Genomic DNA, 20,073 nt, shown 5'->3' on the forward strand with positions numbered 1-20,073 from the left:
ATATTGTTTGTAATTATGTACCATAATTTGTATGATACTTTGATAAATTTAATTAAATGGATAAGTCTAAAAGTAAAACCCCAATTCTATTGCTTAAAATAAATTACAAACAATATAATTGGAGTTTTATTTTTATACAGATATTTTTTTACAACACAAAATTTTTTTAATGTTTTTTATAATAAAAAAACATTATATTTAACTTTCTGTTTTTTCAATATTTTTATTAAGTTCACTGTAAATTCCATCTAGTGCTAACAACTCCTCATGAGTCCCTCTCTCTTCAATTCCTTTATCTGTTAAAACCATTATTTCATCCGCATTTTTTATAGTAGATAATCTGTGGGCTACTACTATAGTTGTTCTTCCATTAGATAATTTTTCTAAAGATTTTTGTATTAAATATTCTGTGGCATTATCTAAAGCAGATGTAGCTTCATCTAGTATAAGTATAGGTGGATTTTTTAAAAACACCCTTGCAATAGATAATCTTTGTTTTTGTCCTCCAGATAACTTTATTCCTCTCTCTCCTATATAGGTATTATATCCCTCCGGTAAACTTTCTATAAATTCATGTATATTAGCAAGCTTTGCTGCTTTTACTACCTCTTCATAATTAGCCTCTGGATTACCATATAATATATTTTCCTTTATAGTTCCTGTAAATAAAAATACATCTTGCTGAACAATACCTATATTTTTTCTTAAAGAGCTTATGTTTATATCATATATACTATTATCATCAATTAATATATCTCCCTTATCTATATTATAAAATCTAGGTATTAAATTACAGAGGGTTGTCTTACCTCCACCAGAGGGACCAACTAGTGCTAAAGTCTTTCCTTCTTTAACTTTAAAACTTAAATCATTTAATATATGAGTATCTTCATCATATTTAAAACTTACATTTTTAAATTCTATTGCACCCTTAATATTTTCTAAAGCTTTAGCTTCCTCTTTATCTTTTTCGGGTTTAACACTTAAAAGTTGTCTATATCTTTCAAAACCTGTTACCCCTGATTGGTATTGCTCTACAAAAGAAATAAGCTTTCTAATAGGTGTCATAAACATCTTTATAAATAAAAGATAAGCAACCAAATCACCAAAGTTGATTAAATTTTTATATACAAAATATCCACCAGCTATAAGTACTATTAGATCCAGTATATCTATGAAAAAATACATTCCTGAAAAATAATCTGCCATAGACTTATAAGCCATTTGTCTGGCTCCTACAAATCTCTTGTTGCCTACTTCAAATTTTTCATTTTCATACTCTCTATTAGTAAAAGCCTTAGAAACTCTTATACCTGCAATACTATTTTCTAAATCCGCATTAAGATCTCCAATTTTTACTCTACTATCCATAAAAGCTTTTTCCATTTTAAGTCTATTCTTCATAGAAAACCATACTAGAATTGGTATGAATATAAAACTTATTATTGTTAGCGGTACATTTATAGTACATAATATTATGAAAGATCCTATTAGCATAATAATGGAAATAAAAAGATCCTCTGGACCATGATGTGCGAGTTCTGATATTTCCATAAGATCATTTATGATTCTGGACATTATAACCCCTGTTTTATTTTCATCAAAATATGTAAAAGGTAAAGTTTGAAGATGGTTAAAAACCCTTTTTCTCATATCTGCTTGTATTCTAACCCCTACCATATGTCCCCAATACTGAATAAAATGATTTAAAAAATATTTCATTATATATATAATTAATAAAGATATTGCCCAAAAGAAAAGTAATCTAATCTTTCCATTTGGAATAATATCATTTATGATTTGTCTTGTTATCATAGGATAAAACAAATCACATAAAGCCACAATAAAAGCTGCTATCATATCTAAAACAAACAACTTTTTATGCGGTTTATAATAGGATATAAATTCTTTAAGCATAAATATTTCCTCTCCTTCTTAAATAAGACATATTATCATTTTATCATATTAAATATAAAAATAAATACATTGTTTTATTTTTATTATTAAATAATAGCTATATGCTACAAATAACAAAACCCTATAAATATTTTAAACTATTTTTATACAAACCTTTAAACTTAAAAATAATCCTTATTTTTAACATCCTTACTATTAGTTTTTTATCCTAAAACATAAAAAACTACCTGTACCTTAGAATACAAGTAGCTTTAATACATATTATTAATCTATAAAATGAATACTTTAAAAATTACTTTATCTATTATAATCTATCCATGTTTTTCTTTAAAATAACTCTTTTAAATATTACTTTATTTATTTTAGGTATGATTAACATTAAAGCCATAGCTATAGAATATATAAAAATTATAGGTATTAGATACTCGACTCCAAAATACTCTATAGCAAAAATTCTTCTTGTAGAGGGTATTAAAAAAGCTAACACAAATAATATTGTCATAGAAATAACTATAGAAACTCTATAAAAATTTAGTGGTGTAGATACTTTAAGTAAAATAAATAAACTTAAACTACCAAAAGTTACTAGAGCTAATGTTCTACATTGTTCTAGTGATAAACCTGTATGATATCCTAATAAAAACATTAGAGCTGTGCTTATTCCTATTAAAATACCATTAGGTATAGATACTTCCAGTACTCTTTTCAAAAAATCTTTCTTTATTACATCCTCATTAGGTGATATAGCTAGAAAAAAAGATGGTATTCCTATACTTAATGATCCTATTAAGGTAAGTTGTATTGGTATTATAGGAAATGGTTTCACTAATAAGGCAAATATTATTGATAAAATTATAAAATAAGCTGTCTTTGATAAAAATAATTCTGATACCTTTTCCAGATTGTTTATAAGTCTTCTTCCCTCTAAAACTACTTGGGGAATAGCTGCAAAATCTGAATTTAAAAGTACTAACTGAGCTACCGCCTTTGTTGCCTCAGACCCACTAGCCATAGCAATACCACAATCAGATTCCTTTAATGCTAGCACATCATTTACACCATCTCCAGTCATAGCTACAGTATGACCATTACTTTTAAGTGCTTTCACTATACTTTTCTTTTGGTGAGGAGAAACTCTTCCAAAAACAGAAACCTTATCCACAATTTTTTTCAACTCTTCTTCATCTTCTGGTAATTCTCTAGCATCTATATAGTTTTCTGCACTTTTTATTCCTACCTTCTTAGCTATAGAAGATACAGTTATAGGATTATCTCCAGATATTATTTTAAGATTCACCTGTTCTTTATTAAAATAATTAATAATTTCTTCAGCATTTTCTCTTATTATGTCCTCAATTAATATTAAAGCTACCTCTTTAACATTTCCATTTAACTCTTCATTAAAATTTTCTCCTTCATATTTGGCCAAAAGTAATACTCTTTTTCCCTCTTTGGCTACCTTTTCTATTTTACTTTCTATGTTTTTATATGCATCTTTTAATATCATTTCTGGAGCTCCTAATATAAAAGCTCCTTCCTTTTCAAATTCTACTGCGGACCACTTTCGCTTTGATGAAAATGGTATCTTATTTTTAATTTTTAAATTAGGATTACTTTCATATCTTTCTAACAGTGCTTTTTCTGTAGCATTTCCATTTTTAAAACTATGAACTATAGCCGCAATTATTTTATCTGTGTCCTTTATATTTTCATTATTTAAACACTGCACCTCTGTTACTTTTAAATCACCTTTAGTTATAGTTCCTGTTTTATCTAAACACAAAACATCTACTCTTGCTAAAACTTCTGTAGCAGGTAATTCTTGAATAAGTGTATCCCATTTGGAAAGTCTTATAACTGCTACTACAAAAGTTGCACTAGTCAAGAGTACTAGACCCTCTGGAACCATACCCACTATACCAGAAACGGAGCCTAAAACTGCATCTTGCCAGCTTTTCTTAACATAAAATAATTGTGTAAAGATAAGTAATGAGCCTATCGGAATGGCAAGCCACATTATTATTTTAAATATCTTATTTATAGATATTTGTAACTCTGAATTTATAAGTTTAAATTTTTTAGCCTCTTCTGCTAATTTTGCTGCATAGGTATTTTCCCCCACATTGATTACCTTTGCGTAAGCATTACCCGCAGATACAAAACTTCCAGATAAAAGCTTATCACTTTCTATTTTTAGAATAGAGTCTGGCTCTCCTGTAATTAAAGATTCGTCTACTTCTATTTCATTATGAGAAAGAAGCTCACAATCCACTAATATTTGATCTCCTGCTTTTAAAACTATAATATCATCTAACACAATTTCTTCTACATTTATATTATTAATTTCTCCTTCTCTTATAACATCTACAGTTTTCTCGTTTAGAACAGATAACCTTTCTAATATACCCTTAGCACGAATTTCTTGGAACATCCCTATTATAGTATTAGTAATTATAACTCCTGCAAAAACAGCATTCTTAGGAGAACCAGCCATAAATACAATTATTGCTAAAATAGCATTTAAAGCATTATAACTAGTAAATAAATTTGCTCTAACTATTTGTCCTATTGTTCGTGATGGAGCTTTAGGTAATATATTTACTTTTCCATCTTTTATTCTATGTAATACCTCAGCTTTACTAAGTCCTTTTATTACATTCTCATTTATTTTATCCATTTTTGTCATACTTTCACCACCTAATAATAAGTATAAGCTATATTTATTAAATTAAACTTAAAAACATAATAAATTAAACTTAATATATCATAAATTGTATATAACAAATTAGAACGTATTGATGAACCTTATAAATTTTATTATTTCTTATACAAATTAGTATATTATAATTTTAAATTTAAAACCAATATATTATATTTATTTTTCAATTGTTAGCTCTGAACCATTTAACATAAAGTGTAAAAAGAATGTCTCAAAATTAAAAACCACACTTCAGTTAAATACCGAAGCGTGGTAAAAAAATAAACAACTCGTTTTAAAATATCTGATTATTTAGGTATATACCAAAATTAAATGTATTTGGAGACATCTTTTTTACATTCATAAATAATCTATTTTTATTAAATTATTGTTATTCCTTTAAATTCATATCCGAAATCTTCTATAGCAGATTTTATATCATCTTCACTAACTTCACCAGTACTATCAAACTCTGCAAATTTTCCTTCTAAGGAAACAGTTATGTTTGAAATTCCTTTTAGTTCTGAAAGGGCCTCCTTAACGTGATTAACACAATGCATACAACTCATTCCTTCTATTGATGCTTTCATTTTCATAATAAAATTCCTCCATTTTTAATAAAATTATTTTATATAATTTTGTTTACTTAAACCTATTTGAATTTTAAATTTTCTCAAATAAATTTAAAGTAATCACTATTATATTTCACTTAATTTAAGCCTTAAAACCTCTTAATCTTAAAGCATTTAAGAGTACTGAAACTGAACTAAAGCTCATAGCTGCTGCTGCAATCATAGGATTTAAGAGTGGTCCTCCAAAAATGTGTAAAATACCCATAGCCACTGGAATCCCCAAAGTATTGTACCCAAAAGCCCAAAATAAATTTTCTTTAATATTTTTTATTGTAGCTCTACTTAACTTAAGGGCTGTTGGTACATCCATTAAATCGCTTTTTATAAGTACAATATCTGCAGATTCTATAGCTACATCTGTTCCAGATCCTATGGCTATACCAATATCTGCTTGAGCTAAAGCTGGTGCATCATTAATTCCATCTCCTACCATTGCTACAATTTTTTCTTCTTGTTGAAGTTTTTTTACCCAGTTAGCCTTATCACTAGGAAGAACTTCTGCAAAAATCTTATCTATACCCACTTGTTTTCCTATAGCTTCTGCGGTATTCTTATTATCTCCAGTTATCATAACTACTTCTACACCCATATTATGAAGCTTTTCTATGGCTTTTTTACTATTTTCCTTAAGAGTATCTGCTACAGCTATTATTCCTTTAATTTTATTTTCTATAGCTATAAACATTGGAGTCTTTCCTTCCTTTGAAAGCTTATGAGATTTATCCATAAAGTCCTTTATTTCCACCTCATATTCTTCCATAAGTCTTAAATTTCCAAGAAGCACTTTTTTATCCTCTATGATAACCTCTATGCCTTTTCCAGGTATTGCTCTAAAATCTTTACCTTGAAATAATTCTAAATTTTCCTCTTCTGCTTTTTTTACTATAGCCTCACCTAAAGGATGTTCTGAACCCTTTTCCGCAGTAGCTGCTACTTGAAGTAAATATTTTTCATCTACTCCTTCAGAAACCAAAATATCTGTTACTTTTGGTTTTCCTTCTGTAATAGTTCCTGTTTTATCGAATATAATACTTTGAACTTTATGAGCAGTTTCTAAAGCTCCTCCACTTTTTATAAGAACCCCATTTTCTGCCCCTTTTCCTGTACCTACCATAATAGCCGTTGGTGTAGCTAATCCTAAGGCGCAAGGACAAGCTATTACCAATACAGAAATAAATATAGTTAATGAAAATATTAAAGATTCTCCGCTAATATACCAAGCTAAAGAAGAAATTATAGCTAAAGTTATTACTGTTGGTACAAAATAAGCAGAAATTTTATCTGCTAACCTTGCAATAGGCGCTTTACTGCCCTGAGCTTCTTCTACAAGTCTTATAATTTGTGCTAGAGTAGTATCTTTTCCAACTTTAGTAGCCTTATATTTTATCATTCCATGCTTATTTATACTTCCTGCCACTGCTGTATCTCCTATATGTTTTTCTACAGGTAAACTTTCTCCTGTAAGCATAGATTCATCTACTGTTGTAGAACCTTCAATAATTTCTCCATCTACGGGAAGTTTTTCTCCTGGTTTAACCAAAACTATATCATCTATTTTAACTTCTTCTATAGGGATTATTATCTCCTTATTATCTCTTATTATAGTTGCATTTTTAGGAGCTAAGGCCATTAATTTTTTTATAGCTTCAGAGGTTTTCCCCTTAGATACAGCTTCTAAATATTTTCCTAAAGTTATTAATGTCAAAATAGTAGCTCCAGATTCAAAATATAAGTCATGAGCATAATGCATATTTCCTTTAGATATTTGGAATATAGCGAAGATACCATATATTACAGCTGCTGATGTACCTATAGAAATTAAGGAATCCATATTAGGACTTCCTTTAATTAAGGATTTAAAACCTACCCTAAAAAACTTATTTCCTACTAATATAATTGGAATTACTAAAATAAGTTGTATTAATCCAAAATTTAAAGGGTTATGCATTGGATCAATAATTTTAGGTAACTTTAATCCCATCATACTTCCCATAGATATAGTAAGCAAAGGTACTGCAAATATTAAAGAAGTTATAAATCTTCTCCACAAAGACTTAATTGCATCTTCTTTTCCCTTTTTCTCTTCTTCTATATTTTTTTCTTCTAAAGCTTTATATCCTGCCTTTTTTATAGCAATTTTTATATCATTCAAACTTACTTTTGATTTATCAAAAGTTATATCAAGCTTTTCTGTTGCTATATTAACGTTAGCTTCTAAGACACCATCTAACTTTCTTGAAACTCTTTCTACAGCTTTAGCACAAGCTGCGCAAGTCATTCCTTCTATCTTTAAATTTCTATGTTCACCATCTAAAAAGGCTTTATATCCTGCTTTTTCTATGGCTTTTTCTATATCTGAAGTATTGCATTTTTTTTCATCAAAAATTATACTTAACTTTTCTGTAGCTATGTTCACATTAGCCTCTTGAACACCTTCTAATTTTTTAGAAACCCTCTCCACAGCTTTAGCACAAGCTGCACAGGTCATTCCTTCTATATTAAATGATAATTTCTTCATTTTTTACACCACCTTTGAATTGATATTTAAAATTTATTATTTACCAAGCAACTTAGTTAATGTATCTATAATTTCATCTACCTTTTCTTCTCCATTATCATGAAGAAAAGCTTGTTTTACACAATGATTAAGATGCTGCTTTAAAATAAGCATGTTAGCTTTTTTTAATAAAGATTGAGCAGCTGTCATTTGATTAGATATATCTATACAATATCGTCCCTCTTCTATCATCTTTATTATTCCTTCTATCTGTCCTTTTGAAGTTTTTAAAGCTTGGAGAGCTGCTTTTTTTTCTTCATTCATTATTCTTCCTCCTTATATAATTTAGTTTCTATATTTAATAAAAACTATATTTATTTTTAAAATTTTGTACTTAAATAAGTTCGCCTCGTTCAGCCACCCCCACCCTGGGGGTGTATCTTAATTAAAGCACAACTAATATTATTTTTCAATAGTTTTTTCAAAATTTTTAAAAAAAATGTGTATCAAAATAAATTTAAATCTATCTTGATACACTATCTTGAAATTATATTTCTAATGAGTTACCCTATTACCAATTTTACTACAAATATTTAAATTAATCTTGCAATAGTACTAATAATTTGTGCTGCAGGCTTTAACAAAATTTGTGCTAAGAGTGTGCCTACTATTAATCCGCCAACTATAAAAGTTATACATCTATTAAAATTAACCTCACTGCAACTTCCTGCAATAACATCATCTGTAAGCATTGAAATAAAAGGATCTATAAATATAAACATGAGAATTGTTGCTATGCTATTTATAACGGATGACAATGTACTACAGGTTGTTCTTAATTCTGGGTTTAGACATCCTGCGTATAAAGATGCTAATATTCCAACAGTAGATATAGAAAATGCTATTGTATTCAATAACACTAGTTTTTTAGGTATTTTTTTATATTCTTTTATATATTTAAAATTTTCTTTTTTAGGCCTAGTTACACTTTCTTTAAACTGTCTTATTCCAGATTTCGAAAATCCATGAAATAACAATTTAGGTATAGAACGATAAATACTAAAAGATTCTACTGCTCTTCCAAAAAACTTTATAAATGTTGGCATTAGCAATGCTCCAACTACTGTTGCCAAGGTTGTTGACAAAAGTATCCACCTAAAAACATATAATAATCCTTCTGAATTGCCTAAATTTATACTATTTTCAATGGTTTTAGCTAAAAGTGGTGCCTGTATAGTGTTGGCAGTTCTAGATAACAATGCAAACACATTAAATACTGCAAAAGATATTGCTATTCTACCAGTTCTTACCCCTACAATCCTTACAGAATATGCCAAAGTTGATATGACATAAATAACAAATGTAAGTATAAGAACAATTATAATCTGTGTAGACATTTTTTACCTCCATAAATATGTAAACTATATTACTATTGATTAATTATAGCTTTTTATTTATCATATTATTAAAAAATAAAGTGATTAGTCTCATCTAATTTTTTAATATATTATTTAGTAAATTCAATCTTAATTCTTAAAGATCTATGCATTACTAAATATAGTAATATATTTAACTTAAAATTTCAACTTAAGCACCATTTAAAATTATATGAAATCTTATTTATAAATATTTTATCTACCTTAAATAGAAAAATAATACTGCTCTAAAAACTATACTAATATACAAAAAACCTGTAAGAGTAATCTCTTACAGGTATAATTACGAATTCAATTATCTTCTGAATCCTCTGTTGTTTTGTTGTTTTCTTGCTTTTCTGCATTCTGGGCATCTTTGTGGTTCATTTTCGAATCCTTTTTCTTTGTAGAATTCTTGTTCTCCTTCAGTGAAAACGAATTCCTTTCCACAATCTTTGCATGTTATGTTCTTATCTGCCATTTTAACATTCCTCCTTCTAATTATTAAGATTTAAAACTGATTCACATAACTTCTTAAAAAGAGGAGATGTTATTATCATATTAAATCCTTAATTGTTGCAGTTATTAAACTTACAACATAATTAATAATACCACATATAGAAATAATAAGCAATAGTTTTATTACTTTATTTAGCAAATTAAATATTTAAAATTTTCACAATGTATTTTAATCTTTATAAAATATATACTATTTACTATACCATTTTTTAATTACCTTTGTAGTTTCTTCTGAAGGATAAAAGTTTTTACCCTCACTATTCTCTCCTATAGCGAAAATAGAAAACCCTAAAAGCCAAGGTTCTTTTTCAAAAACCCTTCTATAAGCTTCAAAGCATCTAGCCTGTTCTTCATTGTTAGAAAGCTTTGAAGGCATAGGATTCCAAGGTTCAGAGGCTGCCTTATTCTTTCTAGGAAAACCTAGCTCTCCAAAGAAAATAGGTTTATGCCATTTTTCATTTAAATGATATAATTCTTTTTTTATATTTTGTCTTCTATCATTTTTCTTTACGTTATCTATAGCATCTACGAGCTCTTCCACTGTATTAGTATCTTTATCTGTAAGTTCAAAATAAGCTGCAACAGATATAAAATCCACCTTAGAAAATAATTTATTATTTAATTTTTTTTGGTACTTCTCTTTAGTTTCAGGTTCCCAATGAGCTGTATACCACCAACAAGTTCTATAAGTTATAAGCCCTTTATAATATTTTCTTGCAAAATCTATGGTATTACACCACTGCTCTTGTTCATCTTCAATATATACAAAATTAGAAGCTACATTTAAAGCATCCACATGATAGGGAACTGCTATATTATCTATTAATACTTTAAGCACATTATTTTGCCAATTTTTAAAGAATTGTTTTTTATTATTAGGATTCCATTCCGTTTCATAAAGATTACCATTATCTATCCAAGGATATGGTTCTAATATTATATTTATCTTTTTCCATCTTAATTTTTTTATTAATTCTATAGCTTTTTTTTCACTTTCTTTATCTACACTCATGTTACTAGAGGATAGATTTTTTATATTTATGACTACAGGTATATTTATTGTATTTATCCCTAATTTATTTATATCTTCCAACGTTTGATTTATATCATAATCTGTAGATAAATTGCCTGATTTTATTTTAACTTCAAATTTATCATTTAAAGTTTTTCCATAAAAATTATTTTTTATTTTATTTATTTCTCCATGAACAATAGGATTTAAATTTAATACATAAATAAAAATCAATATTATACTTATCCATATTATATATTTATTCTTTTTCATAAAATAACTCCCTTTGTATTAAAGTATTCTCAACCTTAATAAACCATAGACTATACCTTATAAAATCTACCCTTGATTTTCCTAATATTAACCAAATCCCAAACTACTCAATACTAATTATAACTTATTTAATCATTTTTATCCGATGACTACCCGCCCTAATACACCTATCTTATTCAACGTAGGAGTAAAGAGCGGTTACGTCCCTGGATAACGATTTCTCCTAAAGGATAACGACTTCTAAGGAGTAAAACTCCTAAGAATTCTGTTAATAAGCTTTAGTGGGAGTAAAAACTCCATCTAAAGCCAAGAACTCTGTTTATTAAGTTATCCTAATTATTGTACTAGTAATAATATATCCTAACTATTTTTTTTATATTTTTTTATAAATAATAAAGAACCTCCCACTAAAATAAGCATTATAAATATAAAAAATATTAATAAATTTTTTATATTAGAGTTTAAAGTTATATTTTTAAATTTACTAATATTACCGTTTTCTTCTTTTTCTTTATCATATTTATCTCCAAAATATGAATAATTCATTATACCATCTCTATCTATAGTTACAGCATTCCCTTTAAGATTTTTTACTAAAGATATATCACTTAAATATTTTTGTGCTAAAGCTAAATCTCTAGTATAAGTTGATGTTACTATCATTGCTTTGTTCTCTTTATTATAAGGAGAGTCTATAAGTTGAATAGAGGCTAATTTGCTGCTATAATCCTGAAAAAATTTCATTTTCTCATTGGATAGAAATCCATTAAAATTCTTGTTAAATTTAATATATAAATTTTTATTTAAATTTTTTATAATAGAATTGCTCTCTGGTGTTCCTATGATTATTAAATTACCCTTCTTAAGTTTAGATGATAAATCCTTTGCTGCTACTGCATTAAATTTACCCCTATTGATATCTACATCATGCCCTATGGTAGCCATTATATTTCCTGCAAAATTAAGTTCTTCAGAAGTAGTATTATCTGAAAGTACTAATGTCAAATCATTCATACCTCCATTAGATACAAATGGATTAGGATAATTTTCAAATACATTATCCCTACCCTCTTTATAAGGGGTATAAATGTAAGAATTATTTAATATATAAGCCCAAGGATTTTCGCCCTCTCTAAAAGTACAAAATAAATCTTTAATTTCTAAATTAAACACTACCTTTATTTCATAATTGCTACTATTTCTAATATCTTTTGGAATACTTATTTCAAAGCTATCATTATCCGCTGTTTTGCTGTCTAATTTTTTACTACCTATTGGAGTATCATTTATATAAACCGTTATAAGAGATCTATCAAAATCTATATTTTTAGAATATCTATTATTTATAACTACCTTTGATGCCTCTTTTATAAATCTATCTTTGGGAATATTCAAATTAAAGGTTGCCTCCTGTTTAAAAGGTCCTTTTAAACTTACATTGCCATATCCTAAATCTGACAATGATACTCTATTCCCTTTTTCTTCTTTTATATCTTCTACATCCATACTATTATTAACTATTATAGTGTCTTTATCTATTTGCTTCATATAGTCTTTACTACATAATAATTTTGAAGCCTTTATCATATTCTTTTCATTATTAGATATTAAAAGCAATAGCTTTTTACTAGGATTATAGGGTGAAATAACCTCTTTAACAATAGCATCTTTATCTAGCCTATTTATCTCTTCTTTGGACAGTAAAGTTAACAAATCTAGGGGAGTATTATTTTTACTTCCTATAAAAATTATATCTAATTTATTTTTAAAATTAGCCTCTGAAGTTTTATAAACTTTCACATTTACATTATCAAACTTTCTTTTTGATCCAAAATTAGAACAAAGCAACATAGCAGATGTTATTTCCCCCTGAGAAAAATTATCTGATATCATAATCATACTGTTAGCTGGATTTTCATCACTGGCTTTTAAATAAGGGTAAGGAAATTCTTTAAGAGTTTTTGTATCTTCTCTATCTTTAAAATCCATATGAACATAAGAACCTTTGTGAATTATAAACCAATTCCCACTATTTACATCATCTACACAGGGTTTTTCTGATATTCTACTATAAACTTTAATTTTAACTTCATTATATCCGGATATCAATTTATCCTTTGGTATATTAATTTTTATAGATTCTTTATATTTCTTCTTGTCTCCAACTTTCATAGAATATACGGGGAAATCATTTATATAAACTGTTAATGTAGATTGGGTTTTATCTAAAAGCTCACTCTCTGTAAAAATTAGATTTAAATAAGTATTATCTACCTTCCAACTTCCATCTATATTAAAGAAAAATACATTGCTCCCAAATACCCCTTCCATCTTCATATCTTTTTCTACTCTAAAATTTTTAGATTTATTTGGGGCCGCCATTACATTTTGTACACTTATAATATTTCCTAGGAAAACTATTATAATAATTATTATTATTCTCAAATTTTTCTTCATATTTACTCCTGATTTCTAAAGTCATAATAAATAGTAACATTAACTAAGTATTTTTTTCCTGTTAATCAACAACTAATCAGGTTTTCACCTGCCTTTCTTTTTATATTATTATTTATTTCATTTAATATTTTCATATCCTTTAAGTGATAATTCTTTTATTGATTTTTCTATGTGTTTTTTATATTTATTCTTAGAATCTTTCCGTTTTATACCATTTAACCTCTTTTTTAAACAATTTATCCTGCATATATTGAATTATTCCTTTAAGTGCAACTATCATCCACATTTGACAATATGTAAAATACATAATAGGCACAAGTATTAAATTTTTCCTATTACTTTCCCCTTTTTCTAAGGTTAGGGTTAAACTTACTTCTAAAACAAAAAGCACATATGCTAATATCCAAAGAACATTAAAATTTCCTGTAACATGTAAATTTATATTTGAAAAAATACCAACAATAAATAAAATATCAGATATTATTACAGAGGATAAAAATAAAAAGTACACTGAAAAAAAATAAAAAATATCAAATATTATATTTTTACTAGTTCCTTTAAATATATTTTTAAAATATTTTAGAAGCACATAAATATTACCTTTGGCCCATCTAGTTCTTTGTTTAAACCAAACCTTTAAATTTTCTGGCTCCTGTTCCCAGGTTACGGAGTATGGTACAAATTTTATTTTATATCCTAATTCATATATTCTAAAACTTATTTCTGTATCTTCTGCTATAGCCCTTGGATCCCAACCATTCAACTTTTGTATTATATCCCTTTTTACTATAAAATTAGTGCCAGGTATAGTACATAAATTTAATAAATTCCATCTTCCAGCTTGACACATCCATTGAAAACTTAAGGTTTCTATATTTATAAATCTTGTTAACATATTTCTGTCTTTATTTCTAGTTCTAAATTTTCCTATAACTGCTCCTAAACTTTCGTCCTCAATTATAGTTTCAATAAGATATTTTAATGCATTTTTGTCTGGAGTATTATCCGCATCATATACGGCTATAAAATCACCACTTGAATGTTTATACCCTATATTTAAGGCATTGGACTTACCTTTTCCTCCTGTTATACTATCTGTATTTATTATTTTAAAATTATAAAATCTGTATTCTTTTTCAATCTGTTCTAATATTTTTTTAGTATTATCTGAGGAATCATCATTTATAACAATAAGTTCCATTTTATCTTTAGGATAATCTAAAAGCAAAATAGATTTTACCGTTCTTCCTATTACCTTTTCCTCATTATGGGCAGGTACTAATATGGATACCATAGGATATTCTTCATCCTTTAATCCTTTAAGTTCACTGTTTAAAGTTTTTAAATAATATCTATACCCAGACAAAGATAAAATTATATTTACAAGCAGTAGCATCCATATTGAAACTAAAGAATAAATAAAGAAATAATCTAACCAATTTAAACTTTTCACATTTATCACCTTAAAAATTTATTTTTATCCTTTTTCTTGGATACAAAAAATATAATAAGAAATATAATCACAAATACAGCCACTATTATTATAATTATAAAATTAGCTCTTTCTATAAACTGTTTATCTTTAAAACTTTTTTTATTATTAATTTTATTATCCTCTTCACTTTTTTTATACTGTATATTTACCTTCCCATCCTTTGATAAAATTTTTATGTCATTCCATTTAACCCAATTTTCTTCTTTTTTCAAATCTAAAAAATCAACATTTTCACTTTTAAAATAATCAACTAGTTCTTTTAAATAATTTATATCTATATAAGAATGAAAAAATACTCCAGCAGTATATCCCTTTACCATAGAAATCTGACGAAAATTCTCCTGTATTTCCTTAAGCCATAGTGGATTCTCCTTTTCTACATATCCCAGATTTTCAGGGATAAATATATTAAAAATTTCTGTGTCCTTTAGTATGTAAGGATATGCTGTACTTGTAAATCTTTTATCGCTACTTTGATATTGCCCTACATAAGTGGAAAAATACTTTTTAATTTGTTTATATGCTCTCATGTCCATAGCATAATGAGGTGCTTCAAAGCCTAATGGATATATATTATTTTTTACACATTCTTTAATACCTCTTCCTACTTTGTCATACACATACTTTTCCATATCCACTTTCAAAGGAGCATTTTCTTTTCCATTCCAAAACTCATACCCCTCTCCTGAAGCTTCTTCTTTACTATTTTGGTGAGTGTATCCATGTAGTATTACTGTGCCACCTTTTTTCTGCATATATTTTATAGTATCAATAAATTCTTTTTGATCTGACATACTATTCATATAACCTGTTTTAGTATCTACAAAAGTAGGAATAAGAGCTATCATAAAGGGTACGTCTTCACTGTATAAATAGTCTGCTATAGCTTTAAGCTCATTTATATCTCTTAAAGGATGAACATCCTCTATTCTTATAAAAACTTTCCCCTCTTTAAATTTATCTACTTTAAATATATAATTTAGAATATCTGAAAAAATATAAAAAATCACTGAGTTGTCATCTATTCTGCTTATATGCCATAAATTTTTTTCATTTACTATATAAGGGAAATAGTCTTTCCCATTACTTAAATAAGCATATATTTTTGCTTCTTTAGAATAGGGTTTTAAAACTGTAAAGCTTTCTTTTGAATCTAAATAAAATTTTTCCATTTTAGAAATATTTATATTTTCTTTATTAGAATAATAGACTTCTGTAATATCTGATCTAGAATCTAAAAACCCCATATTATATTTAGGGTCGTTTTGCAATAAAATATCTATACCTTCTCCTATCCAACATATTTTTTTATTATAATCTTTTAAGTCCTTTATAAGCTCTTTTTTATTTAATTTTCCTTCTATACCCATTACAAACACATAATCATAATTATCTATTTCCCTTTCCCTATAATCGGCCACATTTACTACTTTTACCTCTGTATTAAAGGCTCCTAAAAGTTCTCTAACAGAATATACTATATTGTTGTTATAGGGAAAAAATTTAAAACTATCATATATTATTAAGACTTTTTCTTTTTTAACATTATCCACTGCTCTAATTTTACAATTTACATTCGTAAATAGTAGAAAGAATACCATAAAATAAATAATTATTTTCTTATACATCGTACTCTAATTCCTTTTCTGCTAATTCTTTAAATTCAAAGGCTTCTTTTATAGTATTTTCATATTCTACTATTCCTATTTTTATATCAAGATTAACATTCTTATCCTCTTGTTTTATTTTTAAGTTTTCTTCACTGATACTTTCCTTTATTCTACCTTTTACTACCTCAGCCCCTTGAATATTTGTACTAGGCATAAGCACCGCAAGAATATCTTTATCTAATTTATAACTAATATCCTCTCCCCTAATTGCTAAGGTTATAACATTACTTATAACCTTTAAAATTTCCTCCATTCTTTTCTCTCCTAAAATAACTTTAAGTTCATCATAATACTGTATTTTTACGATCATAAGAGAGAGGCTTAATTTATGCCTTTTAGCCTTACTCATTTCTCTATCTAAATCCATATAAAATCCTTTTAAATTACTAAGGCCAGTAGTCCTATCAATGGTTATTAAATCTCTATATTCCTTTTGCAGTTTTGCATTTATATTCTGAATTAAGTTTATGTTTTCTGATAACCTTCCAGATATAAAAGCACTTAAGGGTATATCAACCATCCAAATATAAGTAATAAGTTCTATAGGATTTCTATAAATTATATTATTATAAATTATATAAGTAACATAAAAGAATATAATCATAGCACTAAATAAAAAGCCTTCAACTATTCCTCTAAAATAAGCTACTATTGTCACCGTAAATAGTAAACCTAACATTATAAAATTTAACATAATATTTTTACCTAGATTAAAATATATAAAACTACATATACAAAAAAAGTTTAATAACAAAATAATTATGTATATATCTATATTCTTAGAAAATCTATTCATATTTTTATTTCCCTCCAGGAAAAAATTTATTATTAATTCATACTTTTAAGCAACGTTCTTTTACTATATTTTCCATATATTATAACATAATATTTCTTTAATACTATAGTTATTTTATTGATGTTAATATTATTTCCTTATAAACAAATATAATTTATATTTAACAATATTATTTATAAAAATTCACATAAAGGTTTTCATTAAAATATCGTAAATTAATATTGTAAATAATATCCCTATTTATTCATGTAAAGGAGTTAAAAAATATGTACACTGATACTAGCTTTAAAACAAAATATATGATTACAACTATGTGCTTAATTTTACCCTCAACCTTTATATTAGGAATTATTACATCCTATATTTTAAATCTTAACGGTAAAAATTTTTTATTGAATATTCTATTTTATGTTTTATCAGGAATAATAATAGGAATTTCCTCTATATTTAAAAATATAAAAAAATTTATAAATCCCTCCATTTTAGTTAATGAGGCTGCCCTTAGCATACAAAATAATGATTTTACATATAAACTTTCAAAGGAAAATTTAACAAATGGTAATGAAATGCTTCAAAATCTAAACAATGTAATAGATAATTTGAAATCTATGATAATTACTGTAAAAGATTTAAGTTTAAACGTAACCTCTAGCTCCTATGAAAACAATTCATACTTAGACAATGCAATATTAAAGCTAGAAGAAGCTATGTTATCTATAAATAATGTAGTTACCCTTTCTTCCAAACAAGCAGATAGTCTTAATGAATGTGAAAATTTAATATCCCATTTATCTAAAGATATTAATGATATACTAAAAGACATGAATAACTCAAAATCTTTTATTACTAAAGCATTAAATACCATAGATGTTATTGAAGATACGGTTAAAAATCAAGAAATAAAAATGAAAGATACTAAATCCGCTTCACTAATGGCAGTAAATTCTGTAAAAGAATTCGAAATAAAATCTAGGGAAATTAGTGATATAGTTAATGTTATAGGACAAATTTCTCAGCAAACTAATCTTCTTGCTTTAAATGCATCTATAGAGGCTGCAAGAGCTGGAGAATATGGAAAAGGATTTGCGGTTGTAGCTGAAGAAATTAGAAAACTTGCTGAACAATCTGCTAACTCTGTTGAAAGCATAGAAAAAATTGTAAAATATATTGAAAATGCTGTTTCTAGTACTGTTAATCAAATAACTACAGTAAATTCAGTTGTAGATGAGCAAAATATTTCACTTTTAGAGGCTATAAAAGCATTTAATGAAGTATCTAATCTTGTAGTTAATGTATCTACGGATATAACTAAAGTTTTAAATTCTGCAAATACATTGACTAATAATTGCGAAAAAACTAAAAATGAAATTTTTTCAGTTACACATTTTGCTGAGGAAAACGCTAATAATACTAAAGAAGTTTCAAGTTCCATTAGTAACCAATTAAATATTTTAAACAAAGTTAAGACTTCTTCTAATAGACTTAGTAATCTTTCTAATTCTTTAGAAAATAAAATAAATATATACAAAGTAGAGTAATAAAAATCTTAATAGTAATTAATTTATATTAATTACTATTATTAGTTATATCAAAAATAAAGGATGTATTACTAACATAACCTCATGTTAGTAATACATCCTTCTATGCTTATTATATACCCTTCTTTAAAATTTTATATTCTTTAAATATATTCTTATATTACTACTTTAAGCTATTAATATACTTAAAGTCTTTCTTATATTTATTTATCTGTAACTTTAAAATTTTCATTATAATCCTTTAATGACTCTTTTACTATTTTAACTAAAGCTATCAATGCTATTACATTAGGAATTACCATAAGTCCATTAAAAGTATCTGCAAGTTCCCAAACTAAATCTACTTTTAAAGTTGTTCCTACCACTATAAAAATTGCCACTAATAATCTATATATATTTAAGCCCTTACCTTTAAAAAGATATTTTACATTAGCTTCTCCAAAGAAATACCATCCAATTATTGTTGAAAAAGCAAAGAAAAATAATGCAATGGCTATAAAGTATGCACCAAAATTACCTAATCCTTGAGTAAATGCATTTTGTGTTAATTCTATGCCTGTTGTCTTTCCATCTAGTACCCCTGTTGTAAGTATTACGAATGCTGTAAATGTAAGAACTATAAAAGTATCTATAAATACTCCAACTATAGCTACTAATCCTTGTTCTACTGGATGTTTTACCTTAGCTACCGCATGGGCATGTGGTGTTGATCCCATTCCAGCTTCATTTGAAAATAATCCTCTTGCCACTCCATATCGTATAGCTTGTTTCACAGTAACACCTGCAACTCCACCTACAGCAGCTTTAGGATTAAAAGCAGAAACAAATATTAATTTAAAAGCAGGTAATATATTTGTATAATTCTTAGCTAATATTATAATACTTCCTATTATATAAAATAAAGCCATTATAGGAACCATTTTTTCTGTTACAGAAGCTATTCTTCCTATTCCTCCTATAAAAACAACCAATCCAAGTATTGCAACTATTATTCCTATTATCCAAGATGGTATATTAGAAATATTTGAAAAAGCTGCCCCTATAGAATTTGCCTGAACCATATTACCTATAAATCCTAAGGCTAATATTATAGTTATAGAGAAAAAACTAGCTAAAAATTTACTTTTAAGTCCTTTGCTTATATAATAGGCTGG

The 20,073-nt window shown here is 26.7% G+C and carries 14 protein-coding genes; 1 reads left to right on the forward strand and 13 read right to left on the reverse strand.

The features are described from left to right. Nucleotides 1–198 precede the first annotated feature (198 nt). From ACYUDJ_RS17235 to ACYUDJ_RS17290, 12 genes are all read right to left on the reverse strand, one after another. On the reverse strand, nucleotides 199–1,917 hold the full coding sequence (locus ACYUDJ_RS17235) for an ABC transporter ATP-binding protein (protein WP_043031782.1): 1,719 nt from the start codon (nucleotides 1,915–1,917) through the stop codon (nucleotides 199–201). 304 nt (nucleotides 1,918–2,221) lie between these two features. Next, nucleotides 2,222–4,594, reverse strand: coding sequence for a cation-translocating P-type ATPase (locus ACYUDJ_RS17240; protein WP_042385571.1), 2,373 nt, complete (start codon nucleotides 4,592–4,594; stop codon nucleotides 2,222–2,224). 401 nt (nucleotides 4,595–4,995) lie between these two features. Continuing rightward, complete coding sequence (locus ACYUDJ_RS17245; protein WP_003486894.1) at nucleotides 4,996–5,211, reverse strand: heavy-metal-associated domain-containing protein; 216 nt, start codon at nucleotides 5,209–5,211, stop codon at nucleotides 4,996–4,998. Between the two features lie 118 nt (nucleotides 5,212–5,329). Continuing rightward, a complete protein-coding gene (locus ACYUDJ_RS17250) occupies nucleotides 5,330–7,765 on the reverse strand; it encodes a heavy metal translocating P-type ATPase (RefSeq protein ID WP_003486897.1) in 2,436 nt (811 codons plus the stop codon). Between the two features lie 36 nt (nucleotides 7,766–7,801). Next, the gene (locus ACYUDJ_RS17255) at nucleotides 7,802–8,068 is read right to left on the reverse strand and encodes a metal-sensing transcriptional repressor (protein ID WP_003358680.1); all 267 of its coding nucleotides are present in this window, start codon (nucleotides 8,066–8,068) and stop codon (nucleotides 7,802–7,804) included. A gap of 269 nt (nucleotides 8,069–8,337) precedes the next feature. Next, nucleotides 8,338–9,141, reverse strand: a complete 804-nt coding sequence (locus tag ACYUDJ_RS17260; protein WP_003486899.1) for a lipid II flippase Amj family protein — start codon at nucleotides 9,139–9,141, stop codon at nucleotides 8,338–8,340. A gap of 334 nt (nucleotides 9,142–9,475) precedes the next feature. After that, a complete protein-coding gene (locus tag ACYUDJ_RS17265; RefSeq protein ID WP_003393739.1) occupies nucleotides 9,476–9,640 on the reverse strand; it encodes a zinc-ribbon domain-containing protein in 165 nt (54 codons plus the stop codon). 228 nt (nucleotides 9,641–9,868) lie between these two features. Beyond that, on the reverse strand, nucleotides 9,869–10,963 hold the full coding sequence (locus tag ACYUDJ_RS17270) for a glycoside hydrolase family 113 (RefSeq protein WP_003486901.1): 1,095 nt from the start codon (nucleotides 10,961–10,963) through the stop codon (nucleotides 9,869–9,871). A 360-nt stretch (nucleotides 10,964–11,323) separates the two neighbouring features. After that, nucleotides 11,324–13,420: a cellulose biosynthesis cyclic di-GMP-binding regulatory protein BcsB gene (locus ACYUDJ_RS17275; RefSeq protein ID WP_003486905.1), complete on the reverse strand. Its 2,097-nt coding sequence runs from the start codon at nucleotides 13,418–13,420 to the stop codon at nucleotides 11,324–11,326. 190 nt (nucleotides 13,421–13,610) lie between these two features. Beyond that, nucleotides 13,611–14,873 carry a glycosyltransferase family 2 protein gene (locus ACYUDJ_RS17280; protein ID WP_042385262.1) on the reverse strand — a complete coding sequence of 421 codons (1,263 nt, stop codon included), beginning with the start codon at nucleotides 14,871–14,873 and terminating at the stop codon, nucleotides 13,611–13,613. A 5-nt stretch (nucleotides 14,874–14,878) separates the two neighbouring features. After that, nucleotides 14,879–16,543 (reverse strand): DUF2334 domain-containing protein, encoded by a 1,665-nt coding sequence (locus ACYUDJ_RS17285; RefSeq protein WP_003486907.1) that lies wholly within the window; start codon nucleotides 16,541–16,543, stop codon nucleotides 14,879–14,881. Beyond that, a complete protein-coding gene (locus ACYUDJ_RS17290) occupies nucleotides 16,536–17,381 on the reverse strand; it encodes a GGDEF domain-containing protein (RefSeq protein ID WP_042385265.1) in 846 nt (281 codons plus the stop codon). The genes ACYUDJ_RS17285 and ACYUDJ_RS17290 overlap by 8 nt, the downstream gene beginning before the upstream one ends. A 266-nt stretch (nucleotides 17,382–17,647) precedes the next feature. Here ACYUDJ_RS17290 and ACYUDJ_RS17295 point away from each other — a divergent pair, with 266 nt between their 5' ends. Next, nucleotides 17,648–18,919 (forward strand): methyl-accepting chemotaxis protein, encoded by a 1,272-nt coding sequence (locus tag ACYUDJ_RS17295; RefSeq protein WP_003486910.1) that lies wholly within the window; start codon nucleotides 17,648–17,650, stop codon nucleotides 18,917–18,919. Nucleotides 18,920–19,122: 203 nt separating this feature from the next. Here the strand turns inward: ACYUDJ_RS17295 and ACYUDJ_RS17300 are convergent. Beyond that, a partial coding sequence (locus ACYUDJ_RS17300; protein ID WP_460277473.1) for an alanine/glycine:cation symporter family protein occupies nucleotides 19,123–20,073 on the reverse strand: 951 nt, incomplete at its 5' end.

Source organism: Clostridium sp. CTA-6, from assembly GCF_054768115.1.

What these genes read in the sequence shown, in the direction of transcription:
- ACYUDJ_RS17235 (WP_043031782.1), bottom strand. Translation starts at nt 1,917, where the DNA reads ATGCTTAAAGAATTTATATCCTATTATAAACCGCATAAAAAGTTGTTT.
- ACYUDJ_RS17240 (WP_042385571.1), bottom strand. Translation starts at nt 4,594, where the DNA reads ATGGATAAAATAAATGAGAATGTAATAAAAGGACTTAGTAAAGCTGAG.
- ACYUDJ_RS17245 (WP_003486894.1), bottom strand. Translation starts at nt 5,211, where the DNA reads ATGAAAATGAAAGCATCAATAGAAGGAATGAGTTGTATGCATTGTGTT.
- ACYUDJ_RS17250 (WP_003486897.1), bottom strand. Translation starts at nt 7,765, where the DNA reads ATGAAGAAATTATCATTTAATATAGAAGGAATGACCTGTGCAGCTTGT.
- ACYUDJ_RS17255 (WP_003358680.1), bottom strand. Translation starts at nt 8,068, where the DNA reads ATGAATGAAGAAAAAAAAGCAGCTCTCCAAGCTTTAAAAACTTCAAAA.
- ACYUDJ_RS17260 (WP_003486899.1), bottom strand. Translation starts at nt 9,141, where the DNA reads ATGTCTACACAGATTATAATTGTTCTTATACTTACATTTGTTATTTAT.
- ACYUDJ_RS17265 (WP_003393739.1), bottom strand. Translation starts at nt 9,640, where the DNA reads ATGGCAGATAAGAACATAACATGCAAAGATTGTGGAAAGGAATTCGTT.
- ACYUDJ_RS17270 (WP_003486901.1), bottom strand. Translation starts at nt 10,963, where the DNA reads ATGAAAAAGAATAAATATATAATATGGATAAGTATAATATTGATTTTT.
- ACYUDJ_RS17275 (WP_003486905.1), bottom strand. Translation starts at nt 13,420, where the DNA reads ATGAAGAAAAATTTGAGAATAATAATAATTATTATAATAGTTTTCCTA.
- ACYUDJ_RS17285 (WP_003486907.1), bottom strand. Translation starts at nt 16,543, where the DNA reads ATGTATAAGAAAATAATTATTTATTTTATGGTATTCTTTCTACTATTT.
- ACYUDJ_RS17290 (WP_042385265.1), bottom strand. Translation starts at nt 17,381, where the DNA reads ATGAATAGATTTTCTAAGAATATAGATATATACATAATTATTTTGTTA.
- ACYUDJ_RS17295 (WP_003486910.1), top strand. Translation starts at nt 17,648, where the DNA reads ATGTACACTGATACTAGCTTTAAAACAAAATATATGATTACAACTATG.